The 17,353-nt window shown below is 69.3% G+C and carries 20 protein-coding genes; 13 read left to right on the top strand and 7 right to left on the bottom strand.

Going from position 1 to position 17,353, the window contains the following annotated elements:
• The first annotated feature begins 139 nt into the window (after window positions 1-139).
• The 4 genes from B2K11_RS11980 to B2K11_RS11965 all read left to right on the top strand — a co-directional run bounded on the left by B2K11_RS11980 (window position 140) and on the right by B2K11_RS11965 (window position 3,981).
• Entirely contained in the window at window positions 140-1,192 is a 1,053-nt protein-coding gene (locus B2K11_RS11980; RefSeq protein WP_163618515.1) for a CorA family divalent cation transporter, read from the top strand.
• A gap of 23 nt (window positions 1,193-1,215) precedes the next feature.
• Window positions 1,216-1,887, top strand: a complete 672-nt coding sequence (locus B2K11_RS11975) for a DUF2510 domain-containing protein (protein WP_163618514.1) — start codon at window positions 1,216-1,218, stop codon at window positions 1,885-1,887.
• Window positions 1,888-2,280: 393 nt separating this feature from the next.
• Window positions 2,281-3,438 (top strand): hypothetical protein, encoded by a 1,158-nt coding sequence (locus tag B2K11_RS11970; RefSeq protein ID WP_163618513.1) that lies wholly within the window; start codon window positions 2,281-2,283, stop codon window positions 3,436-3,438.
• A gap of 129 nt (window positions 3,439-3,567) precedes the next feature.
• Window positions 3,568-3,981, top strand: coding sequence for a CBS domain-containing protein (locus B2K11_RS11965; protein ID WP_163618512.1), 414 nt, complete (start codon window positions 3,568-3,570; stop codon window positions 3,979-3,981).
• A gap of 10 nt (window positions 3,982-3,991) precedes the next feature.
• Here B2K11_RS11965 and B2K11_RS11960 read toward each other — a convergent pair whose 3' ends face one another.
• From B2K11_RS11960 to B2K11_RS11950, 3 genes are all read right to left on the bottom strand, one after another.
• The gene (locus B2K11_RS11960) at window positions 3,992-4,330 is read right to left on the bottom strand and encodes a hypothetical protein (RefSeq protein WP_163618511.1); all 339 of its coding nucleotides are present in this window, start codon (window positions 4,328-4,330) and stop codon (window positions 3,992-3,994) included.
• A 76-nt stretch (window positions 4,331-4,406) separates the two neighbouring features.
• Window positions 4,407-5,150, bottom strand: a complete 744-nt coding sequence (locus B2K11_RS11955; RefSeq protein ID WP_163618510.1) for a GAF and ANTAR domain-containing protein — start codon at window positions 5,148-5,150, stop codon at window positions 4,407-4,409.
• Window positions 5,147-5,851: a GAF and ANTAR domain-containing protein gene (locus B2K11_RS11950; protein ID WP_163618509.1), complete on the bottom strand. Its 705-nt coding sequence runs from the start codon at window positions 5,849-5,851 to the stop codon at window positions 5,147-5,149. Before B2K11_RS11950 ends, B2K11_RS11955 begins: the two co-directional genes overlap by 4 nt.
• Before the next feature lie 167 nt (window positions 5,852-6,018).
• On the opposite strand from B2K11_RS11950, the gene B2K11_RS11945 reads away from it, so the two are divergent.
• The 4 genes from B2K11_RS11945 to B2K11_RS11935 all read left to right on the top strand — a co-directional run bounded on the left by B2K11_RS11945 (window position 6,019) and on the right by B2K11_RS11935 (window position 8,330).
• A complete protein-coding gene (locus tag B2K11_RS11945) occupies window positions 6,019-6,351 on the top strand; it encodes an ATP-dependent DNA ligase (RefSeq protein WP_163618553.1) in 333 nt (110 codons plus the stop codon).
• Window positions 6,352-6,528: 177 nt separating this feature from the next.
• Window positions 6,529-7,494, top strand: coding sequence for a TIGR03885 family FMN-dependent LLM class oxidoreductase (locus B2K11_RS11940; protein WP_163618508.1), 966 nt, complete (start codon window positions 6,529-6,531; stop codon window positions 7,492-7,494).
• 32 nt (window positions 7,495-7,526) lie between these two features.
• Window positions 7,527-7,652, top strand: coding sequence for a hypothetical protein (locus B2K11_RS20770; RefSeq protein ID WP_275576766.1), 126 nt, complete (start codon window positions 7,527-7,529; stop codon window positions 7,650-7,652).
• A gap of 3 nt (window positions 7,653-7,655) precedes the next feature.
• Window positions 7,656-8,330: a DUF6766 family protein gene (locus tag B2K11_RS11935; protein WP_163618507.1), complete on the top strand. Its 675-nt coding sequence runs from the start codon at window positions 7,656-7,658 to the stop codon at window positions 8,328-8,330.
• Between the two features lie 44 nt (window positions 8,331-8,374).
• Here B2K11_RS11935 and B2K11_RS11930 read toward each other — a convergent pair whose 3' ends face one another.
• The gene (locus tag B2K11_RS11930; RefSeq protein WP_239525990.1) at window positions 8,375-8,887 is read right to left on the bottom strand and encodes a DUF1990 family protein; all 513 of its coding nucleotides are present in this window, start codon (window positions 8,885-8,887) and stop codon (window positions 8,375-8,377) included.
• A 152-nt stretch (window positions 8,888-9,039) separates the two neighbouring features.
• On the opposite strand from B2K11_RS11930, the gene B2K11_RS11925 reads away from it, so the two are divergent.
• Both B2K11_RS11925 and B2K11_RS11920 read left to right on the top strand, forming a co-directional pair.
• The gene (locus B2K11_RS11925) at window positions 9,040-10,416 is read left to right on the top strand and encodes a potassium transporter TrkG (protein WP_239525988.1); all 1,377 of its coding nucleotides are present in this window, start codon (window positions 9,040-9,042) and stop codon (window positions 10,414-10,416) included.
• Complete coding sequence (locus tag B2K11_RS11920) at window positions 10,409-11,107, top strand: TrkA family potassium uptake protein (RefSeq protein ID WP_204260101.1); 699 nt, start codon at window positions 10,409-10,411, stop codon at window positions 11,105-11,107. The genes B2K11_RS11925 and B2K11_RS11920 overlap by 8 nt, the downstream gene beginning before the upstream one ends.
• A gap of 159 nt (window positions 11,108-11,266) precedes the next feature.
• Here B2K11_RS11920 and B2K11_RS11915 read toward each other — a convergent pair whose 3' ends face one another.
• From B2K11_RS11915 to B2K11_RS11905, 3 genes are read right to left on the bottom strand one after another with little or no spacing between them, the layout of a single operon-like run.
• Window positions 11,267-12,361 (bottom strand): DUF6596 domain-containing protein, encoded by a 1,095-nt coding sequence (locus tag B2K11_RS11915; RefSeq protein WP_204260106.1) that lies wholly within the window; start codon window positions 12,359-12,361, stop codon window positions 11,267-11,269.
• On the bottom strand, window positions 12,358-12,687 hold the full coding sequence (locus tag B2K11_RS11910) for a YciI family protein (RefSeq protein WP_163618506.1): 330 nt from the start codon (window positions 12,685-12,687) through the stop codon (window positions 12,358-12,360). Before B2K11_RS11910 ends, B2K11_RS11915 begins: the two co-directional genes overlap by 4 nt.
• Before the next feature lie 37 nt (window positions 12,688-12,724).
• Entirely contained in the window at window positions 12,725-13,324 is a 600-nt protein-coding gene (locus B2K11_RS11905) for a dihydrofolate reductase family protein (RefSeq protein ID WP_163618505.1), read from the bottom strand.
• A gap of 379 nt (window positions 13,325-13,703) precedes the next feature.
• Here B2K11_RS11905 and B2K11_RS11900 point away from each other — a divergent pair, with 379 nt between their 5' ends.
• The 3 genes from B2K11_RS11900 to B2K11_RS11890 are packed head-to-tail and all read left to right on the top strand — an operon-like array spanning window position 13,704 to window position 17,235.
• Window positions 13,704-14,363, top strand: coding sequence for a helix-turn-helix domain-containing protein (locus tag B2K11_RS11900; RefSeq protein ID WP_163618504.1), 660 nt, complete (start codon window positions 13,704-13,706; stop codon window positions 14,361-14,363).
• Between the two features lie 23 nt (window positions 14,364-14,386).
• The gene (gene hutU / locus B2K11_RS11895) at window positions 14,387-16,039 is read left to right on the top strand and encodes a urocanate hydratase (RefSeq protein ID WP_163618503.1); all 1,653 of its coding nucleotides are present in this window, start codon (window positions 14,387-14,389) and stop codon (window positions 16,037-16,039) included.
• Entirely contained in the window at window positions 16,036-17,235 is a 1,200-nt protein-coding gene (locus tag B2K11_RS11890) for an allantoate amidohydrolase (RefSeq protein WP_163618502.1), read from the top strand. The genes hutU and B2K11_RS11890 overlap by 4 nt, the downstream gene beginning before the upstream one ends.
• The last annotated feature ends 118 nt before the right edge of the window (window positions 17,236-17,353 follow it).

The raw sequence follows: 17,353 nt of genomic DNA, 5'->3' as shown, positions 1-17,353 counted from the left end.
ACAAGCCCCTCAGTGCGTGCCACTCGCCGGCGTATGTTTCCGGTGACGACTGAGCCGCTCCGAGCCTCCCGCACGGCTCGACGCGCTCGAGGGGCCTCGCCCGGGGCATCCCCACGCTACGTTGTGAAAGGTACCGCCGATGCCGCAGCCCGCGAAGGAGCAGAATGCGACGACCGCAGAGGGGGGCGACGCGGCACCTCCCGCCGAGGGCTCGCTGCGCATCTTCCTCGTCGGCGACGAGATCGAGCCGCTGACGGACGCCTCCCTGGAGGACGTACCGCCGATCGTCCGTCGCACGCGACGGAAGGACGACTTCATCTGGCTGCACCTCGTCGAGCCCGACGAAGACACCGTGCGACGCGCGAGGGACGTGCTCGGCATCCACCCCACTGCGGTCGCCGACGTCGTCTCGCGCCGTCAGCAGCCGAAGGTCCAGAAGTTCGACGAGCACCTCTTCGTGATGCTGTGGAACGTGCTGCACACGGCCGACGAGGCGCTGGTGCTCGGCGAGACGTTCCTCTACATCGGCGAAGGCTGGCTGCTCACGGTGCAACGCGGCAACGGGGGCGAACTGCCCGACTTGCCGCAACTGCTCGAGGATGCCCGCGAGGAAGCGCGTGCCGACACCCTGCCCGCGGCGCACCTCATCATGGCGCAGATCGTCGGCGGCTACGCGGATGCCGCGGCATCCGTCGAATCCGCCCTCGAGGAGCTCGAAGAGCAGGTCTTCAGCGAAAGCGAGCGCGAGGACCACCACCGGATCTACCGGATCCGCAAAGACATCGGACGGGTCGACCGCGCCGTCTCGAGCATCGCCGCGGCGCTGCATGAGAGCACGCGTCACCTCGAGACCCTCACTGTCGGCAACGAGCACATCCTGCCGTACCTGCACGACCTGCTCGACGACGCCGCCGGGACCGCGGCCCTCATCAACAACCAGAGCATCGCGCTGGACGCCATCCTCTCCAGCTATGAGAACAACGTCGCCGCCCGGCAGAACCAGGACATGCGCACGATCTCGGCCTTCGCGGCGCTCCTCGCGGTGCCGACGCTCATCGCGGGGCTCTACGGCATGAATTTCGAGAACATCCCGCTCGTCCAGTGGCAGTACGGATGGATCGTCATCGGCCTGACCATCATCACCATCGACCTCGTGATCTACGGGCTGTTCAAACGCCGTCGCTGGCTGTGACCCGTCGGGTCTAAGGTTCTCGCATGACGACGACTCCGCCCGGGTGGTACGACGACGGCCACGATGCGACGCGGTGGTGGGATGGCACCCGTTGGACCGAGCACGTCGCCGAGCCCGGCGCGACGGACGGGCAGGCGACCGCCACGGCACGCTCGGCTCCCACCGCCATCGCACCGGCGCCTCCCCCGGCACCGGCGAAGTCGAGACTGTGGATCGTGTGGGTCGTGCTCGGCGTCGTGGTGCTCGCCATCGTCATCCTGGCCGCCACACTTGTTCCGCGGCTGATCGCGGGTCTCGACGCCGCCGGACCGCTCGGGAGCGGGACGGCCACGGACCCCGACCAGCGGGCCGCGGTCGCCACCGTCGAGCTGTACGACGAGGCGTGGCAGGACGCCGACTGCGAGTCCTATGCCGCATCGACCACCGAGAGCTTCCGCACGCAGTCGGGACTCGCGGACTGCTCGGCGTTCGAGACCGAGGCGGAGACGTTCACGGACTCCGTCGAGGACTATGAGATCGATGTGACCGACGTGCGGCGGGACGGCGACGCGATCGTCGTGACGACCACAGAGACATACACGGCGCTCGTAGATGAAGATGGCGCGCCGCTCGACGAGCCGTCCGAGGACTCCATCGACTGGGTGTACACCGTCGTCGCCGACGGCGACGACTGGCTCATCGACGGCATGGAATAGCTGCCCCGCCCGCGCGCCCCGGGCCCTGCAAGGCCCGTGAGCCTGGGCCTGTGCATCGATTGGGCCGCGAGGGATGCCCTCGCCGTCGAGAGGGGCTATGCTCCGGCCATGGGGAGCTCTGGGGGCTCGTCTGACAGTGGCGTCCGCGCCGTCGGACGGGCGGCCGACAGTGTCGGCGAACACACGGCGGCACGTCGACGGCCATCCGCGCCCGAGCGGCATCGACGGCATCGCCGATGGATCGCTCCGGCGCTGCTGGCGGCTGTCCTCGGCGCCATCGCGGTCACGTCGTTTCCCACCACAGCTGCCGGCTCGACCGCGGCGCCCCGGGTGCATGCGGTGGCGGAGCCGTCGCCTTCGCCGTCGTCCACGGGCGGCAACGAGGCCGACGCGATGGCGGTCGTCGCAGCCTATGAGACGGCCTTCGCCGAGGAGGACTGCGACCTGTTCGTCGCGGTGACGACGACCGAGTTTCGCGCACGCATCGGCCTGCCGGACTGCGACGTCTTCGTGCAGTCCGCCGGCGGCCGCGCGCAGGTCCTGGAATCACTCGAGGTGACGCCGATATCCGCGGCCGGCACCGGCCGTGGCACGATCGCCGCTCTCGCGCACATGGAGGCCCGAAGCTACATCGACGAGAACGGTGAGCCGGTGACCACCCCGGTGTCCGTCGAAGTCGACTACCGGTATCACCTCGTCCGCGCCGATGGTGCGTGGAAGCTCGAGAGCGTGCATGATGTCACCGGCGGCCGCACCGAGGGGCAGCTGACCGCGGGCGAGGACCAGGCGGTCGCCGAGACGATGGCCGACTGGCGCGCCGCCTACTCCGCCGGAGACTGCGCCGCACTGGAGGCGTCGACGACAGCGGGCTTCCGCGAGCTCATGGCGTGGCCGGACTGCGCGAGCTTCCAGCAGCACATCAGCGATCAGAACGCGTACTGCCCGATGGACGTGCACCCCGAAGACATGCGGTTCCGCACCCTCGTCGACGCGCACGTCGGCGAGATCATCGTCGACGTCGTCGAGGTGTGCACGCTCGACGTCGACGAATTCGGCGAGCCGATCGACCCGCCGTACGAGACCGGCGCGCCGTACCGCTATCACCTGGTCGAGGTGGACGGAGCGTGGAAGATCGCCGAAGGAGAGAACGGGGCGGCGGCCGAGGACGAACCGGCGAACACGAATGAACGCGCGGCGATCGAGGCCATGCGCGCGTACAACGACGCCTGGCTGGAGGGCGACTGCGACGCCTACCTGGCGACGACCACCGCCTCGTTCCGCAGCGCGATGGACGCGAGCGGGTGTGCAGCGTTCGGACCGGCATCCCGGTCCTACAGCGCGGCCGTCGCCGACTTCGCCTTCACACCCACCGACATCGAGCGACGCTCGGCCGAGACCTTCGAGATCAAGTCGCACGAGACATACGACTCGCTCACGGATGCCGACGGTGCGCCGGTGGATCAACCTTTCCTCGTCGACGAGTACTGGGTGTACACCCTGGTCCTCGTCGACGGGACCTGGGTGATCACCGACATCGTCATCCTGCTTTGAGGTCGGCCGTCGAGGCAGACTCCGGCGCTCCGAGCATCGAGCCGAACCGCACGGCAAGTCCGTGTCAAGCCCCTCCGCGGCGGATCCGACGCGCGCCTAATGTCGCTGGATCAGCGGAAGGAGAAGGACATGACCGTTGCCAGGGACATCATGACCCCCGACGCCCGGTGCGTGGGAGAGAACGAGACGCTCGTGGACGCCGCGCGCCTGATGGCTTCGTTGGATGTGGGGGCACTGCCGATCTGCGGTGAGGACAAGCGGCTGAAGGGCATGCTCACCGATCGCGACATCGTCGTGAAATGCATCGCGCAGGGCGGCGACCCCTCGAGCACCACCGCCGGCTCGCTCGGCCAGGGCAAGCCTGTCACGATCGGCGCCGACGACGACATCCAGGAGGCCCTCGAGGCGATGAAGCGGCACCAGGTCCGCCGGCTGCCCGTGATCGACGGCCACGATCTCGTCGGAATCATCAGTCAGGCCGACATCGCGCTCGCTCTCGCGCCGGTGGAGACGGGCGAAACGGTCGCCGAGATCTCGGAGTGACGCGGCGGCGTCAGACGATGCCGTCGTAGCCCTGTGTGTGACCGACCTCGTCGTGCGACATCGGCGTGTCGCCACTCGGGACGATGCGGTGTGCCCGCGCGACGAGGGCCTGGACGGCGCCGTGATCGACGAGCTCGTCGGTGACATCCGACCGAGTCTCGGCGTTCACGTGCGTCTGCCAGCCGATGGTCAGGAGCGCCTGCTCGACGCCCCCGTGCGGCGCACGGTAGGGGATCTCCACGACGTCCACCCGCTGTTCGTTCGACAGCGCGACCCCGAGGCGGACGACGGCATCGGCGATCCGGTCGCCGGTCAGATATGCGCCCGTCCCGTTCGTCAGCAGTTTCATGGGTTCACCCGGCCTTTCTGGAGAACGCCAGGGTCTGGGGCGCGCGCGGCCAGTATACGCTCCGGGTCTCGACGTGTCAGCCGGGGCGATTGTCGTCGACCGGCTCGCCGATGCGCAGCTCGCGGTTGACCAGCCGGGCCGCGACGGCGCTCAACGGAAGCTGGTGGCGACGCGCGTACGCGCGGATGGTCTGGAAGGCATCGTCGATGGGAACGCCGTTCGTGAAGGCGACGACGCCCTTCGCCTGTTCGATGGTGATCCGCGACTGCAGCGCCTGCTGCAGCTGCCGCGCGAGCACCTCCGACTCCCGCAGGGTGCGCTCGTGCAGGATGCCGATCGTCGCGACATCCGCGAAGGCCCGCGCCGCGGTCACGTCGAACTCCTCAGGCGGCCCCTCCTTCTCGCGGAAGAGGTTGAGTGCGCCGATCGTCGTGTCGCGGAGGCGCAGCGGCACGGCGTCGGTCGCGCCGAACCCGTGCGCGGTCGCGCTGTCTCGGAAGGCGCCCCACTCCTCGGGGACAGACGCGATGGAGGCCACCGACACGAAGGTCCCCCGGCGGTAGCACTCGATGCAGGGACCGGCCTGCGCGCCCAACTGCATCAGCTCGACCAGGCGGCTGGCTTCACTGGTCGAGGCGACGACCTGCAGCTCGCCGTCGTCGTCGGCGAGGAGGATGCCGGCGGCAGAGATCCCGAGCACGTCATGACACGCGTCGACCAGCGACTGCAGGAGGTCGACCACGTCGTAGTCGTCCACCATGGTGTCCGCCAGCATGGCGAAGGTCTGGAGGAGGTGACTGTCGCGCGAGGTCTTCGTCATGACTCGACCTCGATCCTGTCGTCCTGCCGAGTGAATCGGAGTCTTCCCGCCACGACGTCCTCCGCGACATCCGCCATGGTCCTCCCCGTTGCGAAGGCCTGACCCTGGATGACGAGCCGGGCGTCCTCGGGCGACAGTTCGAGCTGGGCGAGCACGATCCCCGTGGCCTGATGCACAACGCGCCGCGAGAGCGGCTGCTGCAGGCTCTCTTCGCGGATGTGCTCTTCGAGCCCCAGCCGCAGCACGTGCCGGCTGATCACGAACGCCATCGCCGAGGCCTGGTGCTCGTGGTCGGGGTTGAGAGCGGTGGGCTCTCGCGAGTACAGGTCGATCGCGCCGACGCGCAGCGCGCCGACGACCAGCGGGAACGCGAACAGCGAGCTGACCTCCTCGCCTTCGAGAGCGCCGACGAAGGCCGGCCACCGCCGGCGGCCCGCGACGCGGAGGGATGCCTCCGCCACCGGACGCGCGCTGCGCAGGGCGTCCCAGCACGGGCCCTCACCGAGGTCGAACTGCAGCTCGTCGAGGCGCGCCGCCCGGTCGTCGGAGGCCGACAGCGTCTCGCTTCCGAAGACGTCACCGAGAGTCGATACGGCAGCCCCGGTGATCGGCAGGAACTCGACGAAAGCGCTGCTGAACTCCTCCGGTCGACCGCCGGACTGCTCGAGGTGCGCCAGCGCGACGGCGAAGCTGCTGCTCATCATTCTCCCTTCCCCACGCTACCGGCGCGAGGCCCGCCTGCCCAGGGCTCAGCGTGAGAGGGGCGCGATGAAGCATCGATCGGGTGCATTCTGGCTTCAAGCGCATGCAGGCCGGGAGGAGACTCGCACTCCGGCTCGTGGCTCTGATCCCGGCATCCGGAGGTCTCATGGGCAAGTTCATCTACGAGGGCGCGGTCAAGGTCGACTTCGACGACCGCGTCTTGGCGCACCTCATGGTGGTCATCAGCGCGAAGCTGCGTCGCGGCGAGTCCTTCTCGTTCAGCTGGAAGGACGACCCCAGCATCGGCAACGGGCGCACCACGGTGTGGGTCCACTCGCATGCCTCGCTGGTCTACAAGTTCTACGGCAGCCGGCAGCCGCCGATCAACCGGGCCTGGGTGGAGGCACTCATCTACACTGCCAACTCGGTCACGGGACTGCACATCGTGCCCGAACCGCCGGAGCACACCGAGGAGACGCACCCTCACCACGAGCTCTGATGCGGTCGAGGACTCCACAGTGCGCGGCCGCCCTGTGACCGGGCTGACTGCGAGAGGAGTGATGGCGTGGGCGACACGCGCCCCGAAGTCACGGAAACGGCGACCAGGCGTTAGCACGCGTGCCGACGGGGTGCAATGGCGTGGGCGAGTCCTCCCGCGCCCGGCACGCTGGAGGGCATGGTGTTCCTCGGATATCACGCATCCCATGAGCAGCTGCCGCCCTCGCGACTGCTCGCCGCCGTGCAAGAGGCGGAGCGGGCCGGGTTCGACGGGGCGATGTGCTCCGACCACCTCGCACCATGGGGGCTGGCGCAGGGCGAGTCCGGCTTCGCCTGGAGCTGGCTGGGTGCGGCCCTCGCCACGACGTCGTTCCCGATGGGCATGGTGTCGGCTCCCGGGCAGCGGTACCACCCGGTCATCGCCGCCCAGGCGCTGGCGACGCTCGCGGAGATGTTCGAGGGGCGCTTCTGGTGCGCCCTCGGCTCGGGTGAGGCCCTCAACGAGCATGTGACGGGAGACGACTGGCCCGAGAAGCCCGAGCGGCAGGACCGCCTGGTGCAGGCGGCCGACGTCATGCGCCGGCTCATCGCGGGTGAGCGGGTGACGCACGACGGTGCGTTCCAGGTGCACGACGCCCGCGTGTGGTCCCGCCCCCAGAACCCGGCGCCGCTGCGCGCGGCCGCCGCCTCGGCAGAGACGGCCGCGTGGGCCGCGTCGTGGGCCGACGGCGTCGTCACGGTCGGTCACGACCCCGAAACCGTGGGGCGGATCCTGACTGCATACCGGGATGCCGGGGGCACGGGCCCGTGCGCCGTGCAGGTGCACGTGAGCCTCGCCGACACCCACTCCGAAGCGCTGCGGACGGCGGCCGACCAATGGCGCCAGGCGACGGTCGACCCCGCTCTGATGTGGGAGCTCATGCAGCCGGAGGACTTCGACCGGCTCGCCGACCCCGACGACACCGAAGCGCTCGAGCGCGGCATCCTCATCTCCGCAGAGGAGCGGGATGTCGCCGAACGCCTCGGCGCGCTGGTCGGCGCCGGCGCCGACGAGCTCTTCCTCCACCCCGTCGGGAAGGATCAGAGCTCCTTCCTGGCGCGTGCGCGAGAGGGGCTCCTGGACGCGATCAGGGAGCACGCGTAGAGCGAGCAGGTGGAATCAGGAAGGAGAGCGCGATGGATGAATTCACCCCGGAGGAGGCTGGCCCTCGCCGCGGAGAAGCCGTGGTGTTCTGGTCGTGGATCACGGTCCTCGCCGTCGGCCTCGCCTACATGATCACGATTCCCCTGATCGGACGGTGAGCCATGCGACAGCTTCGCGACAACGGACTCAGCGTCCTGTTCGGTGCGCTCTTCGTGCTCGCGCTCGTGGGGCAATCCGTGGCCGGCTGGTTCGAGAGCAACGAGCGGCTGGCGCAGCACGGGATGCCGGCCGAGGCATTCGGCTCCTTCGTGACGTCATCGGAGTTCGTCGTCGACGTCGCCGAGAACTGGCAGTCGGAGTTCCTGCAGTTCTTCCTGTTCATCGCCGCGACGATCTGGTTCGTGCAACGCGGCTCACCCGAGTCGAAGAAGCCCGGCGACGAGGGTCCCGGCAGCGATAAGGATCAGATGGTCGGCGAGCATGCACGACCGGATTCGCCGTCCTGGGCCCGGGCCCGCGGCATCCGTCAGACGCTGTTCTCGAACTCGCTGCTGCTGGTGATGGGAACGGTGTTCGTGCTGTCGTGGCTCGCGCAGTCCCTGGCGGGCAACGTCGTCATGAACTCCGAGAGCGCCGAACACGGGCAGCCTCCCATTGCGTGGGTGGAATACCTCGGCACGCCTGACTTCTGGAACCGGACCCTGCAGAACTGGCAGTCCGAGTTCCTGGCGGTCGGCGCCATGATCGCGCTGTCGATCTTCCTGCGTCAGCGCGGCTCGGGTGAGTCGAAGCCGGTCGGCCTTCCGCACTACGCCACCGCGACGGAGAGCGAGTAGCCGAGGGCCTGTGGCGGTGAGCCCGGAGGCGCAGCCCGCGACGATCAGCGTGGAGCGCGCACGCGCAGCGCCCGGAAGTAGCGCCGTCGCGCCACGTGCTGCGCGATCAGCAGCGCGGGGTAGGCGGTCCGCCACCCCCATTGCGAACCGGGGCGGGTGAGGGAACGGATCGTCAGGATCACCGCCTCGCCGTCGCGGTGGACGATGAACGCCTCCTCACCGCTCACGGGGTGGCCCGGCAGCGTCCGGTAGGCGAATCCGACGCGCTCGCCGGTCTCCACCACCTCGACGACCTCGACGGGCTCTCGGACCGACAGGCCGAACGGGTGCGCCATGATCACGGGCCGGTCCCCCGCGGCGGCCCGCTCGCCCGGCGTCACCGTGAAGCCGCTGCGGGTTTTGACCCCCCACTGCATCACCTCGCGGATCGCCCAGCGCCAGACATCGTCACCTCGGCCCAGCTCCGCCGACTTCTCCCAGCGACGGAACCCGGCGCTCTGTGCACGCCACTGCCGATCTGCGGGCCGGGTCAGCGACATCCCTGAGTCTGGGAGCATTCACCGATGATCTCACCGTCCGGCGATCTCGAGGACTCGTCCTCCGCGACGCTCGAACGGCGACCGTTCGGGACCGTCAGACTGCGGTACTGACGCCCGGCCGCTGACACTCGCCCTGAGATCGCGCCCGGGCGCCGCGCTACAGTTCGGGGGTGACCAACCGCGTGCATTCCGGGCGTGCACAGGTCGTCCGCGCCAGGCGTGGCCTGCGGCTCCGCCCGGCCCAGGCCGTTGTGACGGGGTTCGGGATCGCGGTGGCTGCGGGGACGATCCTGCTGATGCTGCCCATCTCCAAGGTCGGGCCCGGCGGTGCGAACTTCATCCAGGCGCTCTTCACCTCCACGAGCGCGGTGTGCGTCACGGGCCTGACCGTGGTCGACACGCCGACGTTCTGGACGCCGTTCGGGCAGGTGGTGATCCTGCTGCTGATTCAACTGGGCGGTCTGGGGATCATGATCTTCGCGTCGCTCATCGGGCTGGTGCTCGCCCGGAAGCTGTCGGTGCGGGCACGACTCAACACGGCGGCCGAAGCGAAAGCGGTCGGGTTCAACGACGTGCGTGGGCTCGTCCGCGGCATCGTTCTGATCTCGCTCACCATCGAGGCTGTCACATTCGCCCTGCTCTTCCTCCGCTTCCTGCTGGGGTACGGCTACACGGTCGGCGAAGCGGCGTGGCACGGGGCGTTCCATGCCGTGTCGGCCTTCAACAACGCCGGCTTCGCGCTGTACAGCGACAACCTGATCGGATTCGCCCAGGACCCGTTCATCTGCCTGCCGCTGTGTGCCGCGATCATCCTCGGCGGCCTCGGCTTTCCGGTGATCATGCAGCTGCGAAAGGAGTTCCGTCGCCCGCTGCATTGGTCGATGAACACGAAGCTGGTGCTGTGGGGCACGGCGGTGCTCCTGATCGCCGGGACGGTCTACATCACCATCCTGGAGTGGAACAACCCCCGGACCTTCGGCGGGATGGACCCCTGGGGCCGCGTGCTCGCCGGCTTCTTCCACTCCGTCCAGACACGGACGGCCGGCTTCAACTCCGTCGACATCGGCGCGATGCACGACGAGACCTGGCTCGGCATGGACGTGCTGATGTTCATCGGCGGCGGCCCTGCGGGCACGGCGGGCGGGATCAAGGTCACGACCTTCGCCGTGCTGTTCTTCATCATGATGACCGAGTTGCGCGGCGAGGGCGCGGTCAACATCTTCGGCAAGCGCCTTTCACGCGCCGTCCACCGCCAGGCGATCACGGTGGTACTGATCGCCGTTGCGGCAGTGATCGTCGGCGCCGGACTTCTCATGCTTCTGAGCGGCGAGAACCTCGACCGCGCGCTCTTCGAGACCGTGTCGGCGTTCGCCACCGTCGGGCTTTCGACCGGCATCACAGCCGACCTGTCCGCGAGCGCGCAGGTGGTCCTCGTCGTGCTCATGTTCCTCGGCCGGCTGGGCCCGTTGACCCTCGGCTCCGCGATCGCACTTCGCGATCGCCGCATCCTGTACGAGTTCCCGAAGGAGAGGCCCGCCGTTGGCTAGATTCCCGTTTCTCGGCGCCGACACATCGCGCCGCATCGCCGAAGCAGACTCGGTCGCCGTCATCGGCCTGGGTCGATTCGGCAGCGCCCTCGCCCTCGAACTCGTGGCCGGAGGCACCGAGGTGCTGGGCATCGATATCGATGAAGAGCTCGTGCAGTCGCTGAACGGTGAGCTCACGCAGGTCGTCCGCGCCGACTCCACTCGCCACGAGGTCCTCCAGCAGCTGGCGGTCGACGAGTTCGATCGAGTGGTGGTCGCGATCGGCGGCGACATCTCGGCGTCCATCCTCACCTGCTCCGTGCTGCTCAGCATGAAGATCCCCGTCATCTGGGCCAAGGCGGTCGACGACCGTCATGGTCTGATCCTCGAGCAGCTGGGCGTGCACCACGTCATCTACCCCGAGAAGGACATGGGGCGCCGTGTCGCACACCTCGTGCGCGGTGCCGCGCTGGATTTCATCGAGATCGCCCCCGGCTACGCACTCGTCAAGGCACCGGTGCCATCGACGATCCAGGGCACGCCGTTGGGCGAGACCGGGTTGCGCAAGAAATACGGCGTCACCATCGCCGCGTACCACCATGAGGGCGGGTCATGGACGAACGCCGACAACACCACCGTCCTGCAAGAGGGCGACATGATCCTCGTCGCGGGACCGACGGGTAAGGCCGAGAGCTTCGCGCAGCTGCGCTGACACCGCGGCGCTCCGCCTTTCCGCTCCGAACAGTCAGTCCCCGTCGAGGCCGTCGCGCTGCCGGGTGAGGAAGGCGAGCTCGGCCGTGTTCTGCGTCAGGGCGATCGCCGCGGTGTAGGCCTCACGGGCGTCGGCCGCCCGACCCAGTCGGCGCAGCAGCTATGCGCGCGCCGCGTGATACGCGTGGTAGCCCTGCAGTTCGGGCGCGAGCGAGTCCATGAGCGCCAGCCCGGGGGCCGGGCCATCGCGCTCGCCGACTGCGACCGCCCGGTTGAGGCGCACGATGGGCGAGCCGTCGAGCCGCACGAGGTGGTCGTAGAGCGCGACCACCTGCGCCCAGTCCGTCGCGTCGCCGTCGGTGTGCACCGCGTTGATCGCCGCGAGCAGCTGGTAGCGGTCGGGCGGCACGCCCGAAGCCAACCGCTCACGGACCAGGGCGTGCCCCTCGGCGATCAGCTCGGCATCCCACTGTCCGCGGTCCTGTTCAGCCAACGGAACCAGTTCGCCCGCCGACGACACCCGTGCCGAGCGGCGCGCATCGGTGAGCAGCATGAGCGCGAGGATGCCGGTCACCTCGCCATCGTCGGGCAGCAGGTGGTGCAGCAGCCGTGCCAGACGGATCGCCTCGCCGGTGAGCTCCTCGCGCACCGGCTCGCTGTCCGAGCCGGACGCCAGATACCCCTCGTTGTAGATCAGGAACAGCACCGCCAGCACGCCCGCGACCCGGCCGGGAAGATCCTCGGCCCCCGGCACCCGATAAGGGATTCGGGCCGCGGTGATCTTGGCTTTCGCTCGCGTGATGCGGGCGCCCATCGTCGTGTCCTGCACCAGGAACGCCCGCGCGATCTCGGGAACGCTCAGCCCGCCCACCATACGCAGCGTGAGCGCCACCCGCGCGTCCATCGCCAGTGCCGGATGGCAGCAGATGAAGATCAGCCGCAGCCGATCGTCGTCGATCGCACCGAGCGGCTCGGGCTCCGCGCCGTACACGAGCTGCGCCTCCCTGTGCCTCTCATCGCGGCTGCTCTCGCGCCGGAGTCGGTCGATCGCCTTGCGGGTTGCCGTGGTGGTGAGCCATCCTCCGGGGTTGGGCGGTGCCCCCTCCGCCGGCCAGCGCTCTGCGGCGGTGGCGAACGCCTCCGCCGCCGCCTCCTCGGCGGTGTCGAGGTTGCCGAATCGTTTGGCGAGCGTCGCCACCACCCGCGCCCACTCGTCTCGGTGGGCGCGGATCAGGGCATCCTGCGCGTCGGTCACCCGCCGAGGAGAGGACGCACCTCGAGCCGACGGTTGCAGGCCCTCGAGCCCTCGCTCATCAACTTCAGCGCGACGTCCAGGTCGGGGGCGTCGATGATCCAGAAGCCGGCGGCCCATTCCTTCGCCTCGACGAATGGACCGTCGGTGAACAGCGGCTCGTCGCCGCGCCCGTCGACGACGGTGGAGACCGTCGGGTCGGCCAACCCGGCGGCGAACACCCAATGGCCGCCCGCGCGGAGCTTGTCGTTGAAGGCATCGATCGCGACGGCCTCTTCGGCCGTCCCCGAGTTGCTGCGGCTGTCGATGACGTTGACGAGATACTGCATGGTCGTATCCTTCCTCGCCTGCGAGACGCGGGGTACCCTACTCGGCGCTGCGACGCTTCGGCCCGACACCCGCGGGGATCTCGCCGTGCAGCCGCGGGGCATAGACGAGCTTCTGCATGCGGCCGTCCAGCACGGTCGACTCGATGAGGTCGAGGTCGAGTTCCGCCCCGCCGTGGAGCAGGGCAGCTCCGCCTGCTCGACCGGTGACGGCGGGGAAGATGACGACTTCGAGTCGGTCGACCAGTCCGGCGGCGAGAAGCGCACGGTTCAGGGAGATGCTGCCGTGCGAGCGCATCGGCACATCCGTGGTGCGCTTGAGGCGCTCGATGGCGGTGACGGCGTCCTCGTGGAGCACGGTCGAGTTCTGCCACCCGAGCGGCTCCTCGAGCGTGCGCGAGAACACGATCTTCGGCAGCTCGGTCAGCCGGTCGTAGTAGGGCTCGTCGTACTCCTTCACGAATGTCCGGAACTCCCGGAACGTCGTCGCCCCGAAGACGAGCACCTGGTCCTGGGCGTACGTGCGGACGAGGTCGTCGATGAGCTCGGGGCCTTCCTTGCCCCAGTACCCGGGCCAGCCCTCGGCCATGCCGTAGCCGTCGAGAGTGCAGAAGAAGCCGATGGTGAAGGTCGTGCTCATGATCCTGAGGCCTTTCTTGTCGCGGAGCGGTGTGGGCGAGATCGCGATCACCGCGAGCGTCCGGTGCTCGCTGATCCCCGCCTTCACTACCTCTACGGACGGGACGAGCCGGATTCGACAGGTCCGTCGAAATCTGCGCAGATCGTGTCGATGACCAGCGGCCGCGACGTCACGCGCCGTCGAGCTGGTCGGACACACGGTCATCCGGACGGGGCTGCGGAGGGATCTGGCACTTCTTCCCGATCCGCTCTCACGCGCAATTGTCGATCGGCACTATGTTTCACTGAGTGGCACGTGTATTTTACTCTTTAGCAAGAATGGCAACCGACGCAGACACACCCCGCGGCGCACCGGCAGGGTTGCCGCTCCAGGAGGCCGCATGAGCGAACAGTCCACACGCACCGTCGAACGGGCGCTCTCCCTGCTCGCGAACGTGTGCGAGCAGGGCAGCACGACGCTCGCGGACGCGTCCCGCGCCGTCGACCTGGCCCCCAGCACGGCGCTGCGGCTCCTGCGCACGCTCGAGTCGAGCGGCTTCGTCCGGCGCGACGATGAAGGAAGCTATCGAGCCGGTTCACGGCTGATGCAGCTGGGCGCTCAGGCGCTCGGTCACGAGTCCCTGATCAACGTCTGCCACGAAGAGATGATCGGGCTGGAAGAGGCGACCGGCGAGTCGGTCTATCTCAGCGTCGAAGGCCACGCGTCCACCGCGCTCTACATCAGCATCATCGAGGGGTCCCACTCGGTCCGGCACGCGAACTGGGTGGGTCGCACCATCCCGCTCCAAGGGTCGGCCGCGGGATTGGTCCTGGGTGGCGAGACGCCCGCCGAGGGCTACGTCATCGTCGAGCGCGGCATCGAACGGGACGTGACGGCGATCGCCTCTCCCATCGCAGCGGCCGGGCGCGTCGTCGCCGTGCTCAGCATCCTGGTGCCGAGCTATCGCATGACGCCGATGTCAGCCGAGCAATACGGCGTGCTCCTGGCCGCCGCCGCCCGCCGCCTCTCGGCGGGACTCACCACTGGCACCGCCCTTTAGGGCCGTCTACACGAAGGAATCCCATGTCACGCCAGATCCGCGCCGCTCGCGGCAACACCCTGGTCGCCAAGAGCTGGCAGACCGAAGCGGCCATGCGCATGCTGATGAACAACCTCGACCCCGAGGTCGCCGAGCACCCGGAGGACCTCGTGGTCTACGGGGGCACCGGTAGGGCCGCACGCAGCTGGGAGGCGTACGACGCGATCGTGCGGACGCTCGAGACGCTGGAATCGGACGAGACCCTGCTGGTGCAATCGGGCAAGCCGGTCGGGGTGTTCCGGACGCACGAGTGGGCGCCGCGCGTGCTGATCGCGAACTCGAATCTGGTGGGCGACTGGGCGAACTGGCCGGAGTTCCGCCGGCTGGAGGCTCTGGGGCTCACGATGTACGGCCAGATGACGGCCGGGTCGTGGATCTACATCGGCACGCAGGGCATCCTCCAGGGCACGTACGAGACGTTCGCCGCGGTCGCGCGGTCGCTCGGCCGCGACGACCTCGCCGGAACGCTCACCCTCACCGGTGGCGCGGGGGGCATGGGCGGCGCCCAGCCCCTCGCGGTCACCATGAACGGCGGAGCCGTCCTCGTGGTCGACGTCGACGAGTCGCGCCTCGCACGGCGCGTCGATCACGGATACCTCGACGAGTACACCACCGATCTCGACCGCGCGCTCGAGCGCGTGCTCGCCGCGAAGGCGGCGGGAGAGGCGCTGTCGGTCGGCCTCGCGGGCAACGCCGCGACCGTCTTCGCCGAGCTCCTCGACCGCCAGGTCGCGATCGACATCGTCACCGACCAGACGAGCGCCCACGACCCTCTCGCGTACCTTCCCGAAGGCATCCCATTCGAGGAGTGGAAGGCGGCCGCCGAGGCGGACCCCGAAGGGTTCACCGAGCAGTCCCGGCGCAGCATGGCCAAGCAGGTGCAGGCGATGGTCGGATTCCTGGATGCCGGCGCCGCCGTCTTCGACTACGGCAACTCCATCCGCGCCGAGGCCGCCCTCGCCGGCTACGACCGCGCGTTCGCCTTCCCGGGCTTCGTGCCCGCCTACATCCGCCCGCAGTTCGAAGAGGGCCGCGGACCGTTCCGCTGGGCCGCTCTCTCGGGCGACCCGGCCGACATCGCGGCGACCGACCGTGCGGTGCTCGAGCTCTTCCCGGAAGACAAGGCGCTCGCGCGCTGGATCACGCAGGCGTCCGAGAAGGTGCACTTCGAGGGCCTTCCCGCGAGGATCTGCTGGCTGGGGTACAAGGAACGTCATCTCGCCGGGCTGCGGTTCAACGAGATGGTCGCGTCGGGCGAGCTGTCGGCCCCGATCGTGATCGGCCGCGACCACCTCGACTCCGGTTCGGTGGCATCGCCGTACCGCGAGACCGAGTCGATGAAGGACGGCTCCGACGCCATCGCCGACTGGCCGCTGCTCAATGCCCTGCTCAACACCGCGTCCGGCGCGACGTGGGTGTCGCTCCACCACGGTGGCGGCGTGGGCATCGGCCGCTCCATCCACGCCGGCCAGGTCACGGTCGCCGACGGCACTCCGCTGGCGGCGCAGAAGCTGGAGCGCGTGCTCACGAACGATCCGGGCACCGGCGTCATGCGGCACGTCGACGCAGGCTACGAGCATGCGGCCGACATCGCCCGCTCGCGCGGCCTTCGGGTGCCGATGTGGGAGGGCGAGTGACCGGCTTCGACGCCCTCGATCTTCTCGCCGAGATCGAAGGCGTCGGCCGGGATCGCCGGCGCGGCGGGTACACCCGGCACGTCTTCGACGATGCCGAGCGTGAGCTGCGCGACTGGTTCGTCGAGCGGGCACAACGTCTCGAGCTGGAGGTCACGACCGACCGCAACGGCAATCTGTGGGCGTGGTGGGGTGAGCCGGGACCCGACGCGTTCGTCACCGGCAGTCACCTCGACTCCGTCCCCGGCGGCGGCGCGCACGACGGACCCCTCGGTGTCGTCAGTGCCCTCGCCGCGGTCGAGCAGCTGAAGGCTGCCGGCTTCGTGCCGTCGCGCCCGCTCGCCGTCGTCGTCTTCGCCGAAGAGGAGGGTTCGCGCTTCGGCCTGGCCTGCCTCGGTTCACGGCTGCTCGCAGGCGCCGTCGCTCCCGACCGGCTGCAACAGCTGACGGATGCCGCGGGGCAGCGTTTCGTCGACGTCGCACGCGACGCCTCCCTCGATGCGCCGGGCTACGACGCCGAGTCGCTCGCGCGCATCGGCGTGTACGTCGAGCTTCACGTCGAGCAGGGCAAGGGATTGATCGACCTCGACGCGCCGGTCGCCGTCGGGTCGTCCATCCTCGAGCACGGACGCTGGCGCATCGACGTGCACGGCCAGGGCAACCACGCGGGCACGACCGACATCGCCGACCGCCGCGACCCCATGCTTCCGGCCGCGGCCGCCGTGCTCGCCGCGCGCCGCGCCGCCGCCCGCCGCACCGGCTCGCGGGCCACCATCGGCCGACTCGAACCGGTGCCTGGCGGGACGAACGTCATCGCCTCACGGGTGTCGGCGTGGATGGACGTCCGCGCAGATTCCGAGGCCGATACGCGCGACATCGTCGCCGAGGTTCAGGCCGCGGTCGCCGAGGCGGCCGCCGCAGAGGGATGCGAGGCATCCGTCATCGAAGAGTCGTACAGCGGCGAAGTGCGCTTCGACCCGCAGCTGCGCGACCGCATCGCCACGACGCTCGGCGGCATTCCGGCGCTGCCCACCGGCGCAGGCCATGACGCAGGCGTGCTCGCGGCGCACGTGCCGACGGCGATGCTCTTCGTCCGCAACCCGTCCGGCATATCGCACGCTCCGGAGGAAGGCGCGGACGACGACGCCGTCCGCGCCGGCGTCGACGCGCTCGCCCGGACGATCGAGGATCTCGCATGAGGATCTGGGTCGACCGGCTGCTCCGGGGAGGCGCCGTCGAGCGGGGAGTGCTGTTCGAGTCGGATGCCGCCGGGGCGGTCGTGACCGAGACGGCAGGCACCGCGGCCCCCGCCGATGC

It is taken from the genome of Microbacterium sp. B35-30 (assembly GCF_010634855.1).
Classification (GTDB): Bacteria; Actinomycetota; Actinomycetes; order Actinomycetales; family Microbacteriaceae; genus Microbacterium.
Note: the sequence above shows the minus strand (reverse complement) of the source record. Positions and strands in the feature narration are given on the sequence as shown.

What these genes read in the sequence shown, in the direction of transcription:
- B2K11_RS11980 (WP_163618515.1), top strand. Translation starts at nt 140, where the DNA reads ATGCCGCAGCCCGCGAAGGAGCAGAATGCGACGACCGCAGAGGGGGGC.
- B2K11_RS11975 (WP_163618514.1), top strand. Translation starts at nt 1,216, where the DNA reads ATGACGACGACTCCGCCCGGGTGGTACGACGACGGCCACGATGCGACG.
- B2K11_RS11970 (WP_163618513.1), top strand. Translation starts at nt 2,281, where the DNA reads ATGGCGGTCGTCGCAGCCTATGAGACGGCCTTCGCCGAGGAGGACTGC.
- B2K11_RS11965 (WP_163618512.1), top strand. Translation starts at nt 3,568, where the DNA reads ATGACCGTTGCCAGGGACATCATGACCCCCGACGCCCGGTGCGTGGGA.
- B2K11_RS11960 (WP_163618511.1), bottom strand. Translation starts at nt 4,330, where the DNA reads ATGAAACTGCTGACGAACGGGACGGGCGCATATCTGACCGGCGACCGG.
- B2K11_RS11955 (WP_163618510.1), bottom strand. Translation starts at nt 5,150, where the DNA reads ATGACGAAGACCTCGCGCGACAGTCACCTCCTCCAGACCTTCGCCATG.
- B2K11_RS11950 (WP_163618509.1), bottom strand. Translation starts at nt 5,851, where the DNA reads ATGAGCAGCAGCTTCGCCGTCGCGCTGGCGCACCTCGAGCAGTCCGGC.
- B2K11_RS11945 (WP_163618553.1), top strand. Translation starts at nt 6,019, where the DNA reads ATGGGCAAGTTCATCTACGAGGGCGCGGTCAAGGTCGACTTCGACGAC.
- B2K11_RS11940 (WP_163618508.1), top strand. Translation starts at nt 6,529, where the DNA reads ATGGTGTTCCTCGGATATCACGCATCCCATGAGCAGCTGCCGCCCTCG.
- B2K11_RS20770 (WP_275576766.1), top strand. Translation starts at nt 7,527, where the DNA reads ATGGATGAATTCACCCCGGAGGAGGCTGGCCCTCGCCGCGGAGAAGCC.
- B2K11_RS11935 (WP_163618507.1), top strand. Translation starts at nt 7,656, where the DNA reads ATGCGACAGCTTCGCGACAACGGACTCAGCGTCCTGTTCGGTGCGCTC.
- B2K11_RS11930 (WP_239525990.1), bottom strand. Translation starts at nt 8,887, where the DNA reads ATGCTCCCAGACTCAGGGATGTCGCTGACCCGGCCCGCAGATCGGCAG.
- B2K11_RS11910 (WP_163618506.1), bottom strand. Translation starts at nt 12,687, where the DNA reads ATGCAGTATCTCGTCAACGTCATCGACAGCCGCAGCAACTCGGGGACG.
- B2K11_RS11905 (WP_163618505.1), bottom strand. Translation starts at nt 13,324, where the DNA reads ATGAGCACGACCTTCACCATCGGCTTCTTCTGCACTCTCGACGGCTAC.
- B2K11_RS11900 (WP_163618504.1), top strand. Translation starts at nt 13,704, where the DNA reads ATGAGCGAACAGTCCACACGCACCGTCGAACGGGCGCTCTCCCTGCTC.
- hutU (WP_163618503.1), top strand. Translation starts at nt 14,387, where the DNA reads ATGTCACGCCAGATCCGCGCCGCTCGCGGCAACACCCTGGTCGCCAAG.